Source organism: Ignavibacteriales bacterium, from assembly GCA_016709155.1.
Lineage (GTDB): Bacteria > Bacteroidota > Ignavibacteria > Ignavibacteriales > Ignavibacteriaceae > JADJEI01.
This window is the reverse complement of sequence record JADJEI010000001.1, coordinates 577,339-599,291: the sequence shown is the minus strand read 5'-3', so window position 1 is coordinate 599,291 and position 21,953 is coordinate 577,339. Positions and strand designations below refer to the sequence as shown.

The 21,953-nt window shown below is 36.0% G+C and carries 22 protein-coding genes, 1 tRNA gene and 1 pseudogene; 18 read left to right on the top strand and 6 right to left on the bottom strand.

From position 1 onward, the window contains the following. Positions 1–10: 10 nt before the first annotated feature. From plsX to IPH11_03065, 13 genes and pseudogenes are all read left to right on the top strand, one after another. Complete coding sequence (gene plsX / locus IPH11_03125; GenBank protein ID MBK6912697.1) at positions 11–1,030, top strand: phosphate acyltransferase PlsX; 1,020 nt, start codon at positions 11–13, stop codon at positions 1,028–1,030. A gap of 48 nt (positions 1,031–1,078) precedes the next feature. Beyond that, a complete protein-coding gene (locus IPH11_03120; GenBank protein ID MBK6912696.1) occupies positions 1,079–2,080 on the top strand; it encodes a ketoacyl-ACP synthase III in 1,002 nt (333 codons plus the stop codon). Between the two features lie 21 nt (positions 2,081–2,101). Then, positions 2,102–3,016, top strand: a pseudogene (fabD, locus tag IPH11_03115) (ACP S-malonyltransferase). Next, positions 3,016–3,603 carry a DUF3109 family protein gene (locus tag IPH11_03110; protein MBK6912695.1) on the top strand — a complete coding sequence of 196 codons (588 nt, stop codon included), beginning with the start codon at positions 3,016–3,018 and terminating at the stop codon, positions 3,601–3,603. The pseudogene fabD and the gene IPH11_03110 overlap by 1 nt, the downstream one beginning before the upstream one ends. Then, positions 3,590–4,348, top strand: coding sequence for a 3-oxoacyl-[acyl-carrier-protein] reductase (gene fabG / locus IPH11_03105; protein ID MBK6912694.1), 759 nt, complete (start codon positions 3,590–3,592; stop codon positions 4,346–4,348). The genes IPH11_03110 and fabG overlap by 14 nt, the downstream gene beginning before the upstream one ends. A gap of 92 nt (positions 4,349–4,440) precedes the next feature. Beyond that, a complete protein-coding gene (locus IPH11_03100) occupies positions 4,441–4,677 on the top strand; it encodes an acyl carrier protein (protein MBK6912693.1) in 237 nt (78 codons plus the stop codon). 166 nt (positions 4,678–4,843) lie between these two features. Then, positions 4,844–6,091, top strand: a complete 1,248-nt coding sequence (fabF, locus tag IPH11_03095; GenBank protein ID MBK6912692.1) for a beta-ketoacyl-ACP synthase II — start codon at positions 4,844–4,846, stop codon at positions 6,089–6,091. Positions 6,092–6,093: 2 nt separating this feature from the next. After that, positions 6,094–6,873 (top strand): ribonuclease III, encoded by a 780-nt coding sequence (rnc, locus tag IPH11_03090; protein ID MBK6912691.1) that lies wholly within the window; start codon positions 6,094–6,096, stop codon positions 6,871–6,873. 125 nt (positions 6,874–6,998) lie between these two features. Beyond that, entirely contained in the window at positions 6,999–9,884 is a 2,886-nt protein-coding gene (gene gcvP / locus IPH11_03085) for an aminomethyl-transferring glycine dehydrogenase (protein MBK6912690.1), read from the top strand. A gap of 82 nt (positions 9,885–9,966) precedes the next feature. Beyond that, positions 9,967–10,689, top strand: coding sequence for a hypothetical protein (locus IPH11_03080; GenBank protein ID MBK6912689.1), 723 nt, complete (start codon positions 9,967–9,969; stop codon positions 10,687–10,689). After that, positions 10,656–11,297 (top strand): BamA/TamA family outer membrane protein, encoded by a 642-nt coding sequence (locus IPH11_03075; protein ID MBK6912688.1) that lies wholly within the window; start codon positions 10,656–10,658, stop codon positions 11,295–11,297. Before IPH11_03080 ends, IPH11_03075 begins: the two co-directional genes overlap by 34 nt. Then, complete coding sequence (locus IPH11_03070) at positions 11,275–11,988, top strand: 16S rRNA (uracil(1498)-N(3))-methyltransferase (GenBank protein MBK6912687.1); 714 nt, start codon at positions 11,275–11,277, stop codon at positions 11,986–11,988. Before IPH11_03075 ends, IPH11_03070 begins: the two co-directional genes overlap by 23 nt. Then, positions 11,985–12,488 (top strand): septal ring lytic transglycosylase RlpA family protein, encoded by a 504-nt coding sequence (locus tag IPH11_03065; protein MBK6912686.1) that lies wholly within the window; start codon positions 11,985–11,987, stop codon positions 12,486–12,488. Before IPH11_03070 ends, IPH11_03065 begins: the two co-directional genes overlap by 4 nt. Before the next feature lie 210 nt (positions 12,489–12,698). Here the strand turns inward: IPH11_03065 and IPH11_03060 are convergent, their stop codons facing one another. Beyond that, positions 12,699–15,257, bottom strand: coding sequence for a TonB-dependent receptor (locus tag IPH11_03060; GenBank protein ID MBK6912685.1), 2,559 nt, complete (start codon positions 15,255–15,257; stop codon positions 12,699–12,701). Positions 15,258–15,468: 211 nt separating this feature from the next. Between IPH11_03060 and IPH11_03055 the strand changes: the two genes are divergently transcribed. Next, a complete protein-coding gene (locus tag IPH11_03055; GenBank protein MBK6912684.1) occupies positions 15,469–16,674 on the top strand; it encodes an alkaline phosphatase family protein in 1,206 nt (401 codons plus the stop codon). 66 nt (positions 16,675–16,740) lie between these two features. On the opposite strand, the gene IPH11_03050 is transcribed toward IPH11_03055, so the two are convergent. After that, positions 16,741–17,079, bottom strand: coding sequence for a hypothetical protein (locus IPH11_03050; protein MBK6912683.1), 339 nt, complete (start codon positions 17,077–17,079; stop codon positions 16,741–16,743). 135 nt (positions 17,080–17,214) lie between these two features. Here IPH11_03050 and rnhC point away from each other — a divergent pair, with 135 nt between their 5' ends. The 4 genes from rnhC (at position 17,215) to IPH11_03030 (ending at position 19,880) form a co-directional block, all read left to right on the top strand. Then, positions 17,215–18,129 carry a ribonuclease HIII gene (gene rnhC / locus IPH11_03045; GenBank protein ID MBK6912682.1) on the top strand — a complete coding sequence of 305 codons (915 nt, stop codon included), beginning with the start codon at positions 17,215–17,217 and terminating at the stop codon, positions 18,127–18,129. A gap of 22 nt (positions 18,130–18,151) precedes the next feature. Next, positions 18,152–19,249: an ATP-dependent 6-phosphofructokinase gene (locus tag IPH11_03040; GenBank protein MBK6912681.1), complete on the top strand. Its 1,098-nt coding sequence runs from the start codon at positions 18,152–18,154 to the stop codon at positions 19,247–19,249. A gap of 84 nt (positions 19,250–19,333) precedes the next feature. After that, positions 19,334–19,407: transfer RNA gene (locus IPH11_03035), tRNA-Asp, on the top strand. Between the two features lie 206 nt (positions 19,408–19,613). Continuing rightward, positions 19,614–19,880, top strand: a complete 267-nt coding sequence (locus IPH11_03030) for a GIY-YIG nuclease family protein (protein ID MBK6912680.1) — start codon at positions 19,614–19,616, stop codon at positions 19,878–19,880. 249 nt (positions 19,881–20,129) lie between these two features. On the opposite strand, the gene IPH11_03025 is transcribed toward IPH11_03030, so the two are convergent. The 4 genes from IPH11_03025 to IPH11_03010 all read right to left on the bottom strand — a co-directional run bounded on the left by IPH11_03025 (position 20,130) and on the right by IPH11_03010 (position 21,803). Beyond that, entirely contained in the window at positions 20,130–20,555 is a 426-nt protein-coding gene (locus IPH11_03025; protein ID MBK6912679.1) for a DUF1801 domain-containing protein, read from the bottom strand. Positions 20,556–20,744: 189 nt separating this feature from the next. Further along, complete coding sequence (locus IPH11_03020; GenBank protein MBK6912678.1) at positions 20,745–21,110, bottom strand: DUF2200 domain-containing protein; 366 nt, start codon at positions 21,108–21,110, stop codon at positions 20,745–20,747. A 1-nt stretch (position 21,111) separates the two neighbouring features. After that, complete coding sequence (locus tag IPH11_03015) at positions 21,112–21,498, bottom strand: DUF1801 domain-containing protein (GenBank protein MBK6912677.1); 387 nt, start codon at positions 21,496–21,498, stop codon at positions 21,112–21,114. Beyond that, positions 21,498–21,803: a YdeI/OmpD-associated family protein gene (locus IPH11_03010; protein MBK6912676.1), complete on the bottom strand. Its 306-nt coding sequence runs from the start codon at positions 21,801–21,803 to the stop codon at positions 21,498–21,500. Before IPH11_03010 ends, IPH11_03015 begins: the two co-directional genes overlap by 1 nt. Positions 21,804–21,953: the final 150 nt, after the last annotated feature.

The window sequence follows — 21,953 nt, the reverse complement described above, 5'->3', positions numbered from 1 at the left end:
TTTCTCCCGGATGTCTAATTCTGATTCTGAAAATTCGAAATGCAGAATAGTTGTTGATGCAATGGGGGGTGATTTTGCACCTCTGAACGAAGTTGTTGGTGCACTAAGTGCGTTGAATGAGGACAAGACTTTTCATTTAATTCTTGTTGGTGATAAGGAAAAAATAACTATCACTGCAAGGGAAAATAACCTTTCGCTGGCTGATGTAGAAATTATTCATTCGGATGAAATAATTACGATGAATGATTCTCCCACTTCAGCGCTGAAAACAAAACCAAAATCTTCCTTAGTTATCGGCGCAAATTTAGTTGCTGCCGGTAATGCGGATGCTTTCGTGAGTGCTGGAAATACGGGTGCAGTAGCCGCTGCAGGAACTCTGCTCATCGGTAGATTGCCCGGTGTTGAAAGACCAACTATTGGAGCGTTTATCCCTAATCTAACTGGGGTTACATTGCTTTTTGATGTTGGCGCCTTTGTTGATTCCAAGCCGCAGCATCTCCTTGGTTTTGCGAGATTAGCTAATGTGTATGTGAAAGAAATGTTCGGACTGCAAAACCCTACAATCGGCTTGCTATCAGTCGGTGAAGAAAACGAAAAAGGAAACAAAGTAACTAAAGAATCTTTTGAGCTATTAAAAACCTCAGGGCTAAATTTCTTCGGCAATGTTGAAGGCAGAGATATTCTAACAGGCAAAGTAAACATAGTTATTTGCGATGGGTTTGTTGGTAACATTCTGCTCAAATTTGGCGAATCGTTTTTAAAGATCATGAAACCTATGCTAAAAAAGACAGCTGATACAAATTTTATAGACAAGATTAAAATTGGATTATCGAGAAATACTATTCGAAAAACATTTCAAGTTTTCGATCCAAATCAATATGGTGGAATTCCTCTGCTTGGTGTAAAGGCTATCACGATAATTGGGCACGGTTCAAGTTCTTCATTTGGAATAAAAAATATGGTTTTGAGAGCCAAAGAAATGTTCGATAAAAATCTAATAGGTAAACTTGCCGCTGAAATGAATAAATAATAATTATTCAATCAAGTAGATTAACATTACAAACTGGAATAATTAAATATGAACAGTGATAAAAAAATTACTGCCGTCGTTAGTGCAGTTGGTATGTACATACCAGAAAAAATTTTAGATAATAAATTTTTTGAATCTATTGTAGATACAAATGATGAGTGGATCCAAACACGAACCGGGATTAAGGAACGAAGAATTATAGAGAACGGTGCGACAAGCGATCTTGCAACAAATGCCGCACTTGATTTGATGAAATCATATAATATTTCCCCGGATGAAATTGATTTAATTATTGTTGCAACAGTTACTCCGGATATGTTTTTTCCGGCTACTGCTTGTTTGGTTCAGGAAAATATCGGTGCTAAGAATGCCTGGGGATTTGATCTTTCCGCAGCTTGCTCGGGATTTTTATTTGCGCTTCAAACAGGTTGTTCGCATATCGAATCAGGCAGGTATAAAAAAGTTTTGGTAATTGGTGCTGACAAAATGAGTTCAATTGTTGATTATACCGATAGAAATACTTGCATCCTATTTGGTGATGCCGCTTCTGCTGTATTACTTGAACCTTCCGAAGACCTTTCACTCGGGATACAAAATTCAATTCTGCGAATTGATGGCTCCGGTAAAAATGCATTGTATATGTTAGGAGGGGGAAGCTTAAATCCATCTTCGCATGATACTGTGAATAATAAAATGCATTATATCTATCAGGATGGTAAGGCAGTTTTCAAGGTTGCAGTAAAGGGAATGGCAGATGTATCTGCAGAATTAATGCAGTTGAGTAATTTGAAATCTGAAGATATTGCATACTTAGTCCCTCACCAGGCTAACCTGCGGATTATTGATGCAACAGCAAAGCGTATGGGTATTGGATCTGAAAAAGTCATGATTAATATTGATAAATATGGAAACACAACTGCTGCGACCATTCCTCTTTGTCTGACTGAATATTTCAGAGCTGGAAAAATAAAAAAAGGCGATAACCTGATTTTATCAGCTTTTGGAGCAGGCTACACTTTTGGTGCTACTCATCTTGTTTGGTCATTATGAAATTAAATAGTGTAAAACTAAATGAGTAAAATTGCATTTCTATTTCCGGGGCAGGGGTCTCAATATATCGGGATGGCAAATGACCTTTATGATAATTCCGTTGAAGCAAAAGAGATGATCAAAATTGCCGATGATGCTCTTGGTGTAAATTTATCACACGTAATGTTTAATGGACCAGAAGAGAAACTAAAACAAACCGAGTTTACCCAACCTGCAATTTTTTTACACAGTGTAATTCTTTCAAGTTTGATTAGAACCATTTCTCCAGCCGCTGCCGCAGGACATTCATTGGGAGAATATTCAGCTTTAGTTTCCGCAAATGCTATTCAATTTTATGATGCGGTAAAACTTGTCGGGGTACGAGGCAAAGCGATGCAGCAAGCCGGAATAGAAAATCCGGGAACGTTGGCTGCCATAGTTGGATTGAAATCCGAGTTGGTTGAAATGCTCTGTACAGAAGCTTCATCAGAAGGAATAGTGCAGTGCGCAAATTTTAATTCGCCTGGGCAAATAGTAATTTCAGGATCACTCACCGGAGTTCATAAAGCAATGGAGCTTTGTAAAGCAAACGGCGCTAAGCTGGTAAAACAGCTTGTAGTTAGCGGAGCATTTCACTCCCCTCTGATGAATTCAGCAAAAGAATATTTACGAACTGTGCTTGATACCACTCCCTTTTACGATGCAAGATATCCAGTGTATGCGAATGTTTCTGCTAAACCTAACAACGATAAAAATGAAATAAAAAAATTACTTTACTAACAAGTTACTTCAGCAGTTAGATGGGAAGAAACAATCACTAATATGATTGCCGACGGTTTTGATGAATTCTATGAAATAGGTCCTGGCAAAGTTTTGCAGGGATTAGTTAAAAGAATAAACTCGAACATAATCTGTCACTCAATTGATAAATTTGAAGATGTGGAGAAATTTTTATAATGAATGAATTAAAAATTGATAATCTGAAAATTGATCCGCTAATCTTTACGTTCAAATTCTCTTGCAGATGCAGCGGGGAGTGCTGTAATTACGGCGTTTACACTGATTCAAAAGAAGCTGAAAATATTCTATCAATTAAAGATAAAATAATTCCACTGCTTGATGAGTCACAATCAAAAAATGTTTCCGAATGGTTTGAAGCTCCCGAAAAAGATGAAGATTTTGAATCAGGCATCGCAGTCGGCACTCAAATCATTAATGATAAATGTACTTTCCTTGATAAGTCTGGATTATGTACACTTCAAAAACTTGCTCTGTTAGAAGGCGAACATAAATGGAAATATAAACCACTTTACTGCTATCTTTTCCCGTTAACAATTTTTGAAGGTGCACTCACGATAGATGATGAGCACATTGACAGATTAAAGACTTGCAATAAAAATAATGAAGCACACGTTACAATTTTTGAAGCGTGCAAAGACGAACTTCATTTCTTTTTTGGGGATCAGAATTTCACTAAGTTAGTGCAGTTACGAAATGAATATTTGAATGAAATAAAGGTCGAAATAAAAGATGACTCAATCTAAAAGAACAATTGTAACAGGCGGTACAAGAGGAATCGGGCGAGCCATTGTCAACGAATTAACTTTGCAGAATTATGATGGAATTCCTTTCTCGGATGTTGCCTTTATTTATAACAGTTCTGATAAAATGGCAGAAGAATTAATCGAAACAACAAAAGCTTCGGGTGCTAAAGTCTTTGCTTTTAAATCTGATGTTTCATCTTTCGAGCAATCACAATCAACTGTCAGCGAAGCGATTCAAAAGCTTGGCGGTGTAGATTTTTTAATTAACAATGCCGGAATAACCCGTGATAATCTTTTACTTCGAATGACCGAAAAAGATTTTGATGACGTAATTGCTGCAAATCTTAAAAGTGTTTTTAATTATACTAAAGCAGTCTTAAAAACTATGATTTCACAAAGGTACGGCAGAATAGTTAATATTTCCTCTGTCGTAGCGTTAGTCGGAAATCCTGGACAGGCGAATTATGTAGCTTCAAAAGCTGGGGTAATTGGATTTACAAAATCAATTGCTCGCGAAGTTGCATCAAGAAATATTACTGTGAATGCAATTGCCCCGGGGTTTATTCAAACAGATATGACCGGCAAATTAAATGATGAACAGAAACAGAAACTTGTTCAAACAATTCCGCTTGGAAGAATGGGGACCTCGGAGGACATTGCAAAAGTGACCACGTTCTTACTTAGCCCTTCGGCAGATTACATCACCGGACAAGTGATAACTGTGGATGGCGGAATGACGATGTGATATATTTTCTGAAGGACTTATTTTGTATATTTCACTCGAAATAAATTTTATTCATAATCAATCATAAAATCAATAAACAATAGGAGAACACTATGGATGTTGAAGCTAAAGTAAGGGAAATAATAATTGACAAGTTAGGCGTTGAAGAATCTCAAATTACTCCCGAAGCTTCATTTACCAATGACCTCGGTGCAGATTCTCTCGATATCGTAGAATTAGTAATGGGTTTCGAGAGTGCTTTCAATGTATCTATTCCGGACGAAGATGCTGAAAAAATCGGCACTGTTGGCGACGCAACAAAATATCTTAAAGAAAAATTAGGCAAGTAAGATAAAAGTTGTCTCAAAAGTTATTTTATTTTACACCAGGCTTATCGAAGCGTGTGTACTATTAATAAAATCAGTTTTCAACAAGTTCAGACAAGCACAATAAATCTTTTGAGACAACGTCTTCCTTCCTTCCTTTCGTACATAAAAAATTCAGCGGGAGTATTTAATGGCAAATAAACGAGTGGTTGTTACCGGTATGGGTGCCGTTACTCCAATCGGCATAGGTTTAGAATCTTTTTGGAATGCTCTTATAAATGGTGTCAACGGTGTTGAAATGATCACTCATTTCGACAGTTCAAAGTTTGATACTAAATTTGCCGCCGAAGTTAAAAATTTTAACCCTGAAAATTATTTAGATAGAAAATCTATTAGACGGTTGGACCCATTTGCGAGATTTGCACTTGTCTCTTCTGAAATGGCAATTAATGATTCGGGGATAAATCTCTCATCTACCGACCTGAATCGCTTTGGTGTAATTTATGGAAGTGGAATTGGGGGGATGGAAACACTTCAACAGCAGCACTGGAATTTTTTTCAATCTAAAAATCCTCAATCTTTAAGCCCCTTCTTTATTCCGATGATGATCTCTGATATTGCCGCCGGGCAGATATCAATTAAATTTGGTTTAAAAGGTCCTAACTATGCGACAACATCAGCTTGTGCTACTTCTTCTCATGCCATCGCCGATGCATTTTTATGGATTCAACGCGGTACGGCTGATATGATGATTTGTGGTGGTTCCGAAGCTGCCATCACTGAGATTGGCGTCGGTGGTTTTACTGCAATGAGAGCACTCTCAACCTGGAATGATAGATATAAGGAAGCTTCACGTCCATTCGACAAGGACAGAAATGGTTTTGTTATGGGTGAAGGTGCTGGCACTTTAATTCTTGAAGAATATGAGCATGCAGTTAATCGTAATGCAAAGATTTATGCGGAACTAGCAGGAATTGGTTTAACGGCTGACGCCCACCATATTACTGCACCGGCACCGGGGGGTGAAGGCGCGGTTCGATCAATGCAAAATGCACTTCAAGACGCTGGGTTAGCTCCTCAAGTTGTAGATTATATAAATGCGCATGGAACTTCGACACCTTTAAATGATGTGAATGAAACAAATGCTATAAAGACTGTGTTTGGTAAACACGCCTATGAACTAGTTGTTTCTTCCACCAAATCTATGACCGGGCATTTGCTAGGAGCTGCTGGCGGGGTTGAAGCCATCGCCACTGTGCTTAGCCTTTACAACGGTCTAATCCCGCCTACAATTAATCTGACTAATCCTGACCCGGAATGTGATCTTAACTATTCTCCGTTGAATGCAACTACAAAAAATATTAAAGTTGCAATCAGCAACACATTTGGTTTTGGAGGACATAATGCTTCACTGGTATTTAAAAAAGTTGAGTTGTAAAATTGAATAATCTTTTTTCCTGGATTCTCGAAAAAATAAAACAAAGTGAGTCTCGGAGAAAAGCCCGATACATTTCAAAATTTCTGACCGCAAAAAAAGTTGAAGAACTCGAGTCACTTATCGGTTATTCAATTCGGAATAAGACCTATTTCATACAAGCTCTTACTCACCGTTCGTTTCTTGAAGAACATAATGATTATGATTTTTCAAATGAGAGATTAGAATTTTTAGGTGATTCCGTTCTAAACCTGATAGTTGGAGAGTACATATTTGATTCTTTCCCGGATAGGGATGAAGGTTTCTTAACAAAGATTAGAGCAAAACTTGTTAACCGAATTGCACTGGCTGAAGCAGCATCTCAAATTAATCTCGGTAATTTTCTTCTGGTCAGTAAAAACCTTTCTAATATTTATACCAATGCGTCCAAAACAGTATTATCTGATGCTTTTGAAGCTCTAATTGGTGCCATTTATTTGGATAAAGATTTGGAAGCTGCAAGACATTTTATAACGAAAGCTTTGATAACTCCAAACGTAAAAGATGGCGTCTATTTGATAGATGAAAATTTTAAAAGTCAACTTTTAGAATATGCGCAGGCGAATAAATTAGCCATTCCGAACTATGTGGTTATCGATGAGGAGGGACCTCAGCATGATAGAATTTTTACTATCCAGGTAAGATTGGGCAGCAGGGAAGTGGGAACTGGCAAAGGGAAAAATAAAAAATCGGCTGAACAAAATGCGGCTCGCGATGCAATGAATAATATTTTGAATAAAACCTAATTATTGATTTTTCTGTATAATCGCGATACAAATTTCCCCCACTAAGTTTCAACATTTTAGTTGCATTAATTCATTAAATTTTATTATTAAATAATTTTTTTTTCGTTTAAAAAGAAAGAATAAAAATGTTTTCATTGGAGCATCCTGATAAATTTTTAAATAGACATATTGGACCTAGCGAAATCGAAACTGAAGAAATGTTAAAGTTAATCGGAGTCAACTCGTTAGATCAACTCATAAATGATACTGTGCCGGAACAAATTAGATTAAAGAAAAAAATGGATTTAGATGATCCGTTATCTGAGTCCGATTTTATAACAGAACTAAAAGAGATTGCCGCTAAGAATAAAGTATTTAAATCCTATATCGGGATGGGTTATTATCCTGTTATCACACCTTCAGTCATTTTACGAAATGTTTTGGAAAATCCCGGCTGGTACACTCAGTACACTCCATATCAAGCAGAGATTTCGCAAGGCAGATTGGAAGCTTTGTTAAATTTTCAGACAATGATATCTGATCTAACTTCCTTGCCTATTGCGAACGCATCTTTACTTGATGAAGCAACTGCAGCAGCAGAAGCAATGCTAATGTGTTATTATAATCGAAAAAATAAAAAGGCTGTAAAGATTTTTGTAGCTGAAGATTGTTTCCCGCAAACTATTGATGTACTGAAAACAAGATCAACTCCAGTTAACATAGAATTAGTTATCGGTCAAGCAGATCAAATAAACCTTGATGAAAGTTTCTTCGCTGTTTTAGTTCAGTATCCGAACCAAACAGGTGAGATAAATAATTATTCTAACTTCTTCGAAACAGCCGGCAAGTTAAATATTTTCCGCATAGTTGCTGCTGATATTATGAGTCTTACTCTTTTAACCCCTCCCGGAGAGTTTGGTGCTGATATTGCAGTCGGAAGTACACAAAGATTTGGTGTGCCTATGGGATTTGGCGGACCTCACGCAGCGTATTTTGCAGCTAAAGAAGAATTGAAACGTGTAATTCCCGGAAGAATTATCGGAATATCAGTTGATGCTCAGGGAAATACAGCTTATCGCATGGCTCTTCAAACAAGAGAGCAGCATATTAGGAGGGAAAAAGCTACAAGTAATATTTGCACCGCCCAGGTTTTATTAGCTGTTATTGCTTCTATGTATGCTGTTTATCATGGTGCTGCGGGAATTAAAGCGATAGCAAAGCGAATTCACAACCTCACTTTGTATTTAAACCAAGCGCTTAGCCTAATAGGAGTTAAGCAACTAAACAAAAATTTTTTTGATACACTATTATTAGAAGTTGGGGATAAGGCTAAACTCATTCGTGAAATAGCCGAAGCGAACGAAGTAAATTTTAGATATATTAATAATAATCTCATCGGTATTTCGATATCTGAAAAAACTGATTTAGACGATGTTCTCAACATCATTTCAATCTTTACTCAAGCATACGATAAACCAATCAATACCACAGATTTGGAAAAAATCTTTATTGACGAGACTTCAAATCTACCTGCCCAGCTTATACGTAAAACAAATTATTTGCAGCATGCAGTTTTTAATTCTTATCATTCAGAAACCGAGATGCTCAGGTATTTAAAGTCACTTGAAAATAAAGATCTTTCGTTAACACATTCAATGACTCCGCTTGGTTCCTGCACAATGAAACTAAATGCAACAACCGAAATGCTGGGAATTACGTGGAATGAATTTTCTGACATTCATCCATTTGCTCCGTCAAATCAAACACAAGGTTATCAGCATTTGTTAACTCAATTAGAAGATGATTTAAAATCTATAACAGGATTCGATGCTGTGTCTCTTCAGCCAAATTCCGGCGCACAGGGAGAATACACCGGCTTAATGGTGATAAGAGAATATCATAAAAATAATGGACAGTCAAATCGAAATGTTGTTCTAATCCCTTCATCAGCACATGGTACTAATCCGGCAAGTGCTGTAATGGCTGGAATGAAAGTAGTGGTTGTTGCTTGTGATAGCAAAGGCAATATTGATTTGAATGACCTGAAAGCTAAAGCAGAAGCGAACAGGAATAATCTTGCTGCATTGATGGTGACTTATCCTTCAACTCATGGTGTATTTGAAGATAAAATTAAAGAAATTTGCAATATCATTCATCAAAATGGCGGGCAGGTTTACATGGATGGGGCAAACATGAATGCGCAGGTTGGGCTTACAAATCCTGCTGAAATCGGGGCTGATGTTTGCCATTTGAATTTGCATAAAACTTTTTGTATCCCTCATGGAGGAGGCGGACCTGGAGTTGGACCAATTGCAGTAGCCAAACATCTGACACCATATCTTCCAGGTCATTCAGTAAAGAATATAGGGGGAGATAAATCAATTCACGCAGTTTCAGCCGCGCCTTTTGGCAGTGCTGATATTTTGATTATTTCTTATGCATATATTAAAATGATGGGGGAAGAAGGATTAACAAAAGCAACTAAGTATGCAATTTTGAATGCCAATTATATTAAAAGTAAATTAGAAAAAATTTATCCTGTTCTCTACGTTGGCGAGAAAGGAAGAGTAGCGCACGAATTAATATTTGATATGCAGGCTTTTAAAAATTCTGTCAATGTTGAAGTTGAAGATATTGCAAAGCGATTAATGGATTATGGTTTCCACGCTCCGACAGTTTCATTTCCTGTCCATGGAACATTAATGGTTGAGCCTACCGAAAGTGAATCTAAAGCGGAACTTGACAGATTTTGTGAAGCTATGATTGAAATAAGAAATGAAATTGCAGAAATTGAAACCGGTGCCTCGGATACTAAAAATAATGTATTTAAGAATTCACCCCATACAGCACAGGTGGTTTGTTCTGATAACTGGCAATTTCCATACTCGCGTGAACAAGCCGCATTTCCGTTGGGTTGGGTACGTCAGCACAAGTTTTGGCCTGCTGTTAGCAGGGTTAACAATGCTTATGGTGACAGGAATCTTGTTTGCACCTGCGCTCCAATCAACGAGTATGTTCAAGAAACTAATTGACCTTTTGGAGATTCGGAAGTTTTGGTTTTTTTATTTCTGAATCCCTTTTTTATTTATAGCAGTTAAGATTTATCAATATTAAATGTTTCAATCATTCTTCATATTACTTTTGCTGCTGCCTCTATCAGTCGAAATATATTCTCAGTCTATTGACTCGGTTTCGATGAATGCGGATAGTTATTTTATTGTGGACACAATTCAAATCATTGGCAATGATATTACTGAAGATTTTGTAATTCTGGATGAACTAACATTTTCCCAAGGCGATTCAGTTACAACGGTTGAGCTGGATTACAATCGTGAAAGAATATACAGCCTTGGCATTTTTACTTCAGTTAAGATTATACCTTTACAATCAAATCAATTAAATATCATTGAAATCAATGTTGAAGAAAGCTGGTACATATACCCCCTCCCATTTGCAGAATTAAAAGATAAAGATTGGGATAAAATTTCTTTTGGAATTGATTTAATTATACAAAATTTCAGGGGCAGAAATGAATTATTGAAATTGAAAGGTTCTCTAGGGTTCGAAAAATCTCTGCACATCAACTATATCAATCCCAATTTTATTAAAGATGAAAATATTTATCTGCGAACTTCATTACTCTATCGAAATGTAAAAAATAAAAGTTTAACCGCTGAAACATTAGCCGGTTATGACTTTGAACAAAAAAATATTGCCGCTGACTTGACCATTGGAAAAAGATTTGGACTTTTTCATAGAGTTGGGATTTCTTTGCGTTTTGATTATATCGAAACACCTTTTTTATTAAAGGAATTAATGCATCTAACTCACGAATAGACAGGTATCCAACTCTTGGACTTACTTACAGCTATGACACAAGGGATCTTGTACAATTCCCGAAGGAGGGGATATTTTTTTCAACAGTTTTAGATTTTAAAGGGCTTGGTATTAACGACATCAATTATCAGATACTATCTCTTGATTTTAGAGAATACAGAAAAGTGTTTGATGAATTAATCTCAAAATGGAGAATAGCAACAAGGCAAACATCTGGAGAATTAATTCCTTTCTATGATTATTCTTTCCTTGGATTCGGCGAACGAATCAGAGGACATTATTCCGAGCAGCAGGAAGGGGATAGTTATTATCTCGCCTCTCTTGAGTTTTACTATCCATTTGTAAGAGACTTTAGTTTGTCTCTCACATTTATTCCCTGGGTGCCTGAAAATCTTTTAACATACCGGGTAGCAATTTATGGACAATTATTTGGGGATACAGGATTTACAAAATTTAAAAACTCTCCAATCACACTTAAAGATTTCAATACCGGTTTTGGAACTGGGTTAACTGTTTTAGTTCTTCCATACAATCTAATTCGTTTTGAATTGGCTTTTGATGAAGGGTTTAATTTAGAATATATTATTGATCTTGGAATTTCTTTCTAACATAGAATTATTTTATGCTCCGCGAGATTATATTTCGAGGGATACTATTATTCTGCGAGATGAGGAACTCAAACATGCAGTAAAAGTTATGCGATACAAAGCACATGATAAAATATTTATTACAAATGGTGAGGGTAACATTTATGAATGCTCTGTTTTGACAATCAATAAAGATTTTCTTGATGCTCGAATAAATAATTTGATTTCGTATCAGAATAAATTTCAGAAGGTTATTTTTTGTCTCCCGAAGTTAAAAAATCCAGAGCGCATTAGATTCTTAATTGAAAAATGTGTTGAACTTGGAGTAACTAATTTTATCCTTTTTGATGCTGATAGATCTATTTCGAAATCAAATAATATTGAAAGATGGAATAAAATTGCACTCGCAGCGATGAAGCAATCTATTCGCAGTTTCCTTCCTCAAATAAGTTTAGCAGGAAACCTTGATTGGGTCGTTAATTCTGAATCTGAGAAAATCATCTTTGAACAAAGTGCTAAAAAAGCGCTTGATTCAATAGAGTTAATAAAATCAAATACTTATTTTATCTTTGGTCCCGAAGGGGGACTGAGTCAACGGGAATTGAATCTATTCGAACAAAAGGGTCTATTCCGGCTTACTAAAAATCGTTTACGAAGCGAGACAGCTGCTATATTTACAGCAGGTTTTTTAAATAGCATTTTAGAAAGATGAAGAAGTTACTTATTAAAAGTAAATTGAACCTCTGTCTCTTTGCACAAATTATTGCAGTGGTTTTACTGTTTCAATCCTGCGGAAGCAGTCCGAAGTTTACCGGAAAGGAACCAACAATCAAAACTGGAAGTGAATTACCCCCACCATCAAAAAATGAACAAATTACCGATTACGAAAAAGATAAAATCGTTTTAGAAACAACTTCCGGAATTGCTTCCTACTATGGCGAGAAATTTAATGGAAGACAAACCGCCAGTGGTGAAATTTATAATATGAATGAGCTGACTGCTGCTCATCTTAATTACCCATTTGGTACAATAGTTAGAGTGACAAATAAAAAGAATAATCAATCGGTGATTTTGAAAATCAATGACCGGATGCCCGATTATAACGGTAGAGCGATTGATGTCTCTTATCAAGCTGCAAGGGAATTAGGAATGCTTAGCGATGGATTGGCTGAAGTTTATATCGAAGTATTAAGCTGGGGTGATAAAAATTAATTAATTGCTTTGTATAAAATAAAAAACCCGATGTATTACTACATCGGGTCTATACCCTACAAAGGGCAGGGGAGAACCCTTTGCCGGGAGAAATTTATTTTTACGTGCGTGAAAATAACGACTCACCGCATATGTGTCAAGTATACTTATAAAAATTTTAAATAAAAAAAGGCTGCCAAAACTGGCAGCCTTTTCATTAAAGAATCAATTCTATAAATCGAATGTGAAGCTTAAATTGTACCATCTTTCTCTGCCGTACCAAACTGTTGCGGAATATTGAGTGTGGTCACTTCCATCAGTTGCATCTGTAATGTAATTCTTAGTGTTAAGAGCATTAAAAATATGCAACCCAACGGTAGCTTTTTTAACAAAGAAGTTTGTGAATAAAATTTCATAAGCTGTGTGAACATCGAATAAATAGAAATCTGGAAGTCTCCAGGACTGTGCTAGATCATCTGGATTTGTTCTAGCATCCGGGTTGAAGAATGCGTATTGTCTTCCGAAGAAATTATAGATTGGATTGAAAATGAATGTAGAACCATTTCCTAATTCATATCTATAAAGCATATCGAAAGAGGCACGAGTCATTGGAAATTCTGAAACATAAAGATCTTTTACATACGAGTGTATCTCTGTAACTTGAGATGGATCTTCTTCAGGATACAATCTTGCATTTACATCATTCTGAAATTTGGCATCTGATACTGATAACATTAATCCAAATTCCAGAGTATTAGTAGGTTTTATTCTACTTTCCAATTCAACGCCTATATGTTTTTGTTCGGCACCTTTGATATTTGCCTGATAGTCAACTGTGCTTTCATCTGGAGCTGTATAAACGAAGAATGCATTAATGGCTCTGTCTTTCCAATCTGTATAGTAGCCATTAATATTAAGAGCAATTAGTGGAGTTGATAAACCGTAACCTAATTCGATACCAAGAATTTTTTCATTAGTAGCATCTGCGAAAACGTTATTTGAAAAATCAAAAACGTTATCGAAAATAGGAGCTTTAGAGAAATAACCAACATTAGCAAATACGTTATTGTGCTCATCAATGTTAAAGTTCAATCCTGTCTTAGCAGTATAACCTAAGAAAGTCTGCCATTCCGTTGTTTGAGCAGGGTCGCTATTTAGGAAATTGAAATAATCAATTCTTTGATAACCGGTATTTGAGGCAGAAACATTTAAGAATGTACTGATCTTTCCAGTTTGATATTCAGCTTGAGCAAAGCCGCCATATAACATAACTTTGCCGTCATTATGATAGTCAACAAGATCGCCGGTTTTTGTTATTAGATCAGGGTTATTAATATCTTTTGTATTCAACCAATAAGATCCGCCAAGCAAATTTCTGATCTCACGATAATGTTCACCGAGATAATATCTGCCATCAAATCCAACACTTAAACTTAATTCGTCATTAACATTGGTTTTGTAAGTTGAAAGAATACCAGTCCAGAAATGATTATTAACTGAGTTTCTTAAAATTGTTAATGATTGTTTAACACCATTTGAGTCTAAGTTAGCTTCATTTCTTGCCCACACGGCGTCGAAATCAATCAAGCCGGCAGTATTGTAAATAAAGCTTGATCCTAATCTTCCAGAACCGTAACCTGTACCAAAGGAGAAATAACCCACGGTAGATAGAATCGAAGATTGATTTAACTGCCAGTTCCAATTTAAATTGAATTGTGGCTTGTGATATTTGTTTACAACTTCGTTCAATGGCTGTCCGAATAAGAAACCATAATTTTTGTTGTAATCAAATCCTCTCTGATTCCAGGAGTCAATAGTCTGTCTTGTAACCCTTTGTCCATGTTCCTGTGGAGATCCAACACCAGTGAATTCAACTGAATGCTTTCCGAACACACCACCGATCGAGAAGAAATAAGTAAATTCATTTAAGTATAAACCATTTGCATAACCGTCCCAAACTTTTCTTGAGACTAATCCGGTCATACCGATATTGCTTGTAATCATAGATGAAAAAGCAAATGTAGTTTTACTTAAATTATCGGAACCGAATTCAGTGCTTAATTTCGAAAATTCTTTTCTTCCACTAGCACCGAATGTTTGAACGTTAACCACACCACCAATTGAAGAAACTGAATATGGTGAAGCTCCAAGACCTCTTTGGATTTGAATATCTTGTGTAACATTTCCAAGTCCTGCCCAGTTAGACCAATAAACCCAGCCGTTTTCCATATCGTTTACCGGAACACCATTGATCATTATTGCAATATTTCTCTGGTTAAATCCTCTGATTACTAAATTCGCATCGCCAGCACCACCACCACCAGGTGAAGAATATAAACTTGGAGTAACATTTAATACTTGTGGTAAGTCTCTTGAAGAAAGTCTAAACTCGATATCCTCACCTTTAACTTCGGTAAAGGCAACTGGAGTTTCGCGTAAGGTTGCACGAGTTCCTTTAACGACTGTTTCGCCCAATAGTACAGGGCTTGGCTTAAGATTAAAATTTAGAGATACGTCCCCGCCCACATAAATATTAGATACTTCAGAAATATAACCGACATAGCTAACTGTCAGTTCATATGTTCCCTTAGGAACATTTCCGATTGAATAAATACCATCTGCATTAGTTACTGCCCCAGTATTTAAAGCTTTCATGTAAACGTTTGCGCCTGGAAGTTTTTCTCCGTTTTCAACATTGGTTACCATACCAGAAACTGTATATTTCTGAGCATAGATCGATGCGGATAGGAAGACAAGTCCAATTAAAAGAATCTTGTAAAGTTTGTGCATCAACACTCTCCTTAGTTTATTTAGTTTGTTTTAGAACCGTCGCTTTTACGACAGATTTAATTTTTACGCTTCAAATATCCTGCTTCTTTAGAGTTCAGTCAAGTAGAATTATTAAAATTTTTACATTTAATAAATAATTAATATTGACACTTGACTTTGATAAAATCACTATTTTTAAAAGAATAATTTTTTCATATCAATTGGACTTAAAATGAAAAATACACTCAGACTATTACTAATTTTTACTCTCTTTAATATTTATTCTTTTGCTCAAAGTCAGCCTTATGTCATTCTTATTTCGTTCGATGGGTTTAGATGGGATTATCCTTCGCGTGGTCTTTCACCAAATTTGGATTTGATGAAACAAGAGGGAGTTTCCGCATTATCTTTTAAACCTTGTTTTCCTTCCAAGACTTTTCCGAATCATCTCGCAATTATAACCGGGTTATATCCGGCTCATCATGGTATTATCGAAAATCATTTCGAGGATCAATTCACTAATGAATCCTATAAAATATCTGATACCTTAGCTGTTAGAGATCCGAAGTGGTATCGAGGTGAAGCTTTCTGGGAAACAGCTAAACGGCAGGGGATTATCACGGCAAGTTATTTTTGGCCCGGCTCCGAATTAACTGCTGATTACAGACGACCGGATTATTACAAGAATTACGAACATACCAAACCTTATTCCGATAGAGTTAATGGAGTTATTCAGTGGCTCAATCTTCCTTACTCCGAGCGTCCGCATTTTATAACAATGTATTTTGATGCAACTGATTCCTATGGGCATAAATATGGTCCTGATTCGCCTCAAGTTGATTCGGCAATTCAGATTCTTGACATTCAGCTCGGCGATTTATTCGCAAAGTTAAAAGAAATAAATTTGTTCGATAGCACTGATATTATTGTAGTTTCCGATCATGGCATGACTGAAATAAATTCAGATAGAATTATTAATGTTGATGATTTTTTTAATGGAATTAATTACAAAGTTGATAACTCTGGTGTGATTATGTCTTTTGACAAAGATGAAAATAATCTGGATGAAATTTATGATAGATTAAATTCAAGCGATGAACATTTTAGCGTTTATTTCAAAAAAGATATCCCCGCATTTTATCATTTCAGTGATTCTTATTTGGTAGGAGATCTTGTTGCTATTGCAGATGTTGGTTGGACTTTTAGAGATAAAAAAAGAAATCAAACGAAAAATATTTTAAAGGCGGCAATCACGGCTTCGATAATAATAATATTGACATGCATGGCATTTTCTTTGCGCTTGGACCTTCATTTAAAAAAAATTACAGAGCAGGTACTATTGAAAATATTGACGTGTATCCGCTGCTCTGTAAAATTTTTAATATTGTGCCTGCCTTTAATATTGATGGCAGACTTGAAAAGATTGGATTTATCTTAAAATAGAAATTACTTACTGACCCGAAGCAGGTTTGCTATTTTACGCAACGTAGTTGTTTATATAAAACTAATTTGATTTCCACCAATCATTTTTGAGTATGTCAAACTTAGCTTTTTGTTTTTTGTCAAGAATTAAAAGTACATCTGAATTTGCCTTATTACGCAACTCTAATTTTTTAGATGCATCGGCAGAAACTTTTGAGAAATAAATTTTCAATATTTCAGTAACCTTGCCTGCTTGTTCGTCAGTTAATAAAATTTTATGCTGAAGTTCAACAGTCATTGATGAGATTGTTTGATCAATTGTTTGTTTATCAGTTTTAATCTGTGTAAAAACATTGGCTGAAAATGATATTGATAAAATCAAAGTCAGAATTACTAATTTTATTTTTTGCTGTGCGTTCATTTTTTTTCTTTCATTACTTATTTAAAACTAACTTCGATTTATTAAAGAAACAATACAATTAGTAATCGAATCATACTTTTAACTTCAATATTGTGCTAAAGTTCCAAATATTTATATATAATCTAAAAATATTTTATGATGAATAAAGTTGAGTCAACCGCACTGAAAATTATTAAAAATTATAGCCAGGTTTTTACTAAAAATGGTTTTAAAGTCTTCATGATTGATCGTAAAGACTACAACTATGAAGCAGTGATAACTGATAATAAAGATAAAGTAAAGTTACTTGTTTTTTTTGGAAAGAAAGGGAATAAGGTTGTATTGCAGGGTAACTCCGATCATAAACTTTACAAAGAAATTCACGATAGTGTGTTTGGAACAAATCTGTTTACTCAAGGCAGGGAAGTTGAATCCGAACCGGATATTTACATCGGGACAGATGAATCAGGGAAGGGGGATTACTTTGGTCCGCTGGTTATTTGCGGAGTAATTATGAATGCTTCACTTGCTGATTATTTCAAACGAATCGGTGTTAAAGACAGCAAGCTGATAGATGATCATTCAATTTTAAATATCGCCGATAAAATAAAAAATGTACTCGGAAATAAATTTTCAGTTTTGAAAATAAAGCCTTTAAAATATAACGAGCTTCAGCAGCAATTTGGGAATATTAATAAACTGCTTGGCTGGGCGCATTCAGAGGTGATTAAAAATCTTCTGCAAATTCAAAGAGTGGAAAAAGTAATTTGCGATAAATTTGGCAAGCCTGAACACATTGATAAATATTTTGCGGGTGGAGATTATGAAAATAAAATATTTCAGTACACAAAAGCTGAAAGATTTTTAGGAGTTGCAGCAGCTTCAATTATTGCAAGGGCGGAGGTAGTAAATTGGTTCAAACTCGCATCTGAAAAATTACAATATGAAATTCCTCTGGGTGCTTCAAGTGCGGTGGATCGAACCGCTTCCTACTTGAAAAAAATTTATGGTTCGGAGTTTTTAAGTAAATTAGTAAAACTGCATTTTAAAAATTCTTCAAAATTAAAATGAAAAATTTCTTAAGGAAAAGTAAATGGCAAAAGTTAAAAAGGTAACGAGAATAGGAGTACTTACAGGCGGGGGCGATTGTCCCGGATTAAATGCCGTAATAAGAGGAGTAACAAAACCCGCACAAGATTATGGTATGACTGTCTTCGGAATTATAGATGGATTCGAAGGATTGGTCGAAGGTCGTGCAAAGGAATTACGAAACGAGGATGTTTCCGGAATACTTTCACAAGGTGGAACAATACTCGGTTCTTCAAACAAAGGCGATCCATTCCATTGGCCCATTGAACAGAATGGTAAAATTGAAATCGTTGATAAGTCCAAGGAAGCTTTACAAAATTATTATGCATGGAACCTCGATGCTCTAATCGCTATTGGAGGCGATGGCACAATGCACATCTGTAATAAACTTGGCAAACTTGGAATGAATATCGTCGGGGTTCCCAAAACCATTGATAATGATCTCGAAGCTACTGATATGACTTTCGGACACGATTCTGCAGTGTATGTCGTATCAATGGCATTGGATAGACTGCACACAACAGCATCGTCACATCATCGCGTAATTGTTTGCGAGGTTATGGGCAGATACGCCGGCTGGATAGCATTAAACGGCGGTCTGTCTGGTGGTGCGGATATAATTTTGATTCCTGAAATTCCTTTCTCATGGGAAAAAGTTTATGATAAAATTAAAAATAGAGAATTGATGGGTAAAAAATTCAGTTTAGTATGTGTTGCCGAAGGTGCGAAGGCGAAGGATGGTCAAATGGTATTAAAAGGGCAAGATGTTAAAAGACACGATCCGCGTCAACTCGGTGGTATCGGTGAGGTGGTAGCTAAAAAGATTGAAGAAAATACAGGTCGTGAAACCCGAGTTACAGTTTTAGGACATTTGCAGCGAGGTGGAAGTCCCACTCCATATGATCGAATCCTTTCAACAAAGTTTGGCTATTTTGCTATAGAACTAGCGTCGAAACAAAAATTTGGAAGAATGGTTGCACTAAAAGGAAGTGAAATAAAAAATGTTCTAATTGCTGATGCAATCTCACACCAAAAATTAGTTAAGGAGGATAACCAGGCAGTTCAGTGTGCAAAGGCAATAGGAATTTCTTTTGGTGATTAAAAATTTAGCCAAAGATTCTTGTTTTTGCAGGTAGCAAATAATATATTTGAATTCAATTTTTTTAGAACCTAGAACATAATATTCGGGGTCGTAGTTCAGTTGGTTAGAACGCCTGCCTGTCACGCAGGAGGTCGCGAGTTCGAGTCTCGTCGGCCCCGCTTAGAAAAGCCTTGGAACAGTTTGTTTTGAGGTTTTTTTGGGGGAAAATATTTGCAAACTTTTGAATAAAATTTTTTATTACACTTTTATTTAACAAAATCATTAAGATTTAATTCGTCAGGAAGGAGGTCGTCTCGAATGAAATTCGGGAAACCTTGTCGGCTCTGCAAAAAAAACTCAGAGCATAAATCTGAGCATTTTCTTTATGGACAAATATTTTACTTATATCTTATTCTCTCCTAAAATCAACAAATACTATGTTGGTTCTACAGACAATATTCAATGGCGATTAGAAAGGCACAATCTCGGTTGGGGCAGATTCACAAAATCTGGTATTCCCTGGGAACTTGTTTACTTTGAGCAATATGATTCTAAATCTGATTGCCTCAAACGTGAACGTGAAATTAAAAACAAAAAAAGTAGAAAATATATTGAGGATTTAATTCGTCACGCAGCAGGTCGTCCCGAATGAAATTCGGGAAGTCTCGCTTGACCCGATTTTCTTGGGTTCGGCCCCGCTTAGAAAAGCCTTGAAACAGTTTGTTTTGAGGTTTCTTTTATGTCGTATAAATCCAACGCATATTTGTGTAACACTTTTTAAATCAATAAAAAACTTTATTAATTGTTCTCACATCATTTCATTATTGGCTCAACTATTTTCCAGGTTGCTGTTATAGGATGCCAATTCTTCCAGAGTAATTGCCTCGCTTGACAAAATATTCTACTTTCGATTTAATGATGAATCTATGATTCCCTTTAAAACTTTCATATTTATCTCCTCCAACTTATTTATATAGAGGCAGCCAACACCCACCTTGTGCTTGCCGAGTTTTTTAAGAGCAGCAGCATGCTCATTAATACCTGTGGTAATGTATAATGATAGATTTGCTTTACGGGGGGAGAAACCTATCCGGAGCCAATCAACTTCTCTTCCTGTGGCGGGACTTTTGTATCTTTTAATGCCAAAACCGATGACTGAACTGCACCATAAGACTGGCTCTTCACCAGAAGCTTTTCTCATCATTTCCAAAAGCACAAAACTGTCTGTACGCTTTTGTTCGTCCTTAATATTATTGATAAAATCCTCCACACTTGCAGCGGTAGGCTTTGTTTTTATTTCAACTAATTTTGATTTTTTCTCAGTCATAGTAAATTATTGTTTGTTTGATATTGGTTTCGTATAACAGTTTCGCGTCTTACCTGCGTGCGGGGTTCAAAACAAATACATTCAACCTGCACGAAAGTTTGATTGAAAAACCGAACTTGATTTAATCTCTTAACTGCCAATTTCTTGAACTTGCTGTCACAGGCAGTGATTCTTTTTTGTCATCCCATTTTATACAGTTCGCAAAATCTTTTCCATCTTCCGTCCCTTCGCTAATTCATCTACCAACTTGTCAAGATACCTGGCTTGCCTGGTTAAAGGATTTGCAATTTCTTCAATTCGATAACCGCAAATTACTCCTTTAATCAATGTAGCGTTTGGGTTTAGTTTTGCTTTCTTAAAAAATGTTTCGAAAGTTTCTTTCGCGTCGTTAAGTTGTTGAAGTTTTTTATCATCATAACCCGTCAGCCATTCTATTACTTGATGCAATTCTTTTTTTGTTCTGCCTTTGCTCTCCACTTTTGTGAAGTAGTGCGGATAAACCGAAGCAAATGTCATTTTTGCTATTCGCTTATCGTGTTCGAGTGTTGTTTTCATTTCATTTCAATCTTTCTAATTGTCCTTTTCTTTTAACGATGTTTTTATAATCCCATTGTATTTTTTCAGATTTGCCTAACCAGCGTTTCAAATCTTTTGTGTTGATTTCAACAACACTGTTGTAAAATATCGAAGCGTCTTTAAATTTTTCTCCTCTTACCATCAGTTTTTCTTCGTCAAAACTTGCACCGCTCCAAAACATCAGGCGAATGCCACGTTTTTCTTTACTGTATCCTACAATAGGGTTGCCATCTATAAACCAAACGGGATGTCTATGCCAGATTTTGTTGTCTGCCTCGTGCAGGTGTTTGTTTATCTCCTGAAAAAGCAAATCGCAAATTGCTTTGTCGTCAGAAGAAAGATTGTTATTGTATGTAATCGTGTCCATTATTTTGAAATGTTTTTAAACCATTTTTTTGCATTTGGTCTCCGGTGAGGGCAGCCAGGCCAGCAACAAGGTTGTCGTTTACCGTCTTTTAATTCTTCAACCATTCGAGCAATATGTTCTAATCTCGTCTCTGTTTTTTTGACGATAGTAACCCAACAAATCCACTCGTTGCGTTGAATTGGGGTCAGGCTATTCCAGCGGACAAGAATTTGTTCATTAGAAGTCAATGCCTTCTTCATGTCTTCCGGAATTTCGTGTAGAATACCATTTGAGATATTATGGATAATATTTTTTGAACTGGTCATTTAATTGATTTCATTTTGTGCTTAATAATTCACCTTACGAAGTTGTCTGTTGATGGCATTGCCATTCAGCATCTAAAAATCTGCGTAAAACAGATTCCGATCCCTATTCATCGGGACGGAATGACATAATTATTACTTTTGAGTAAGGTG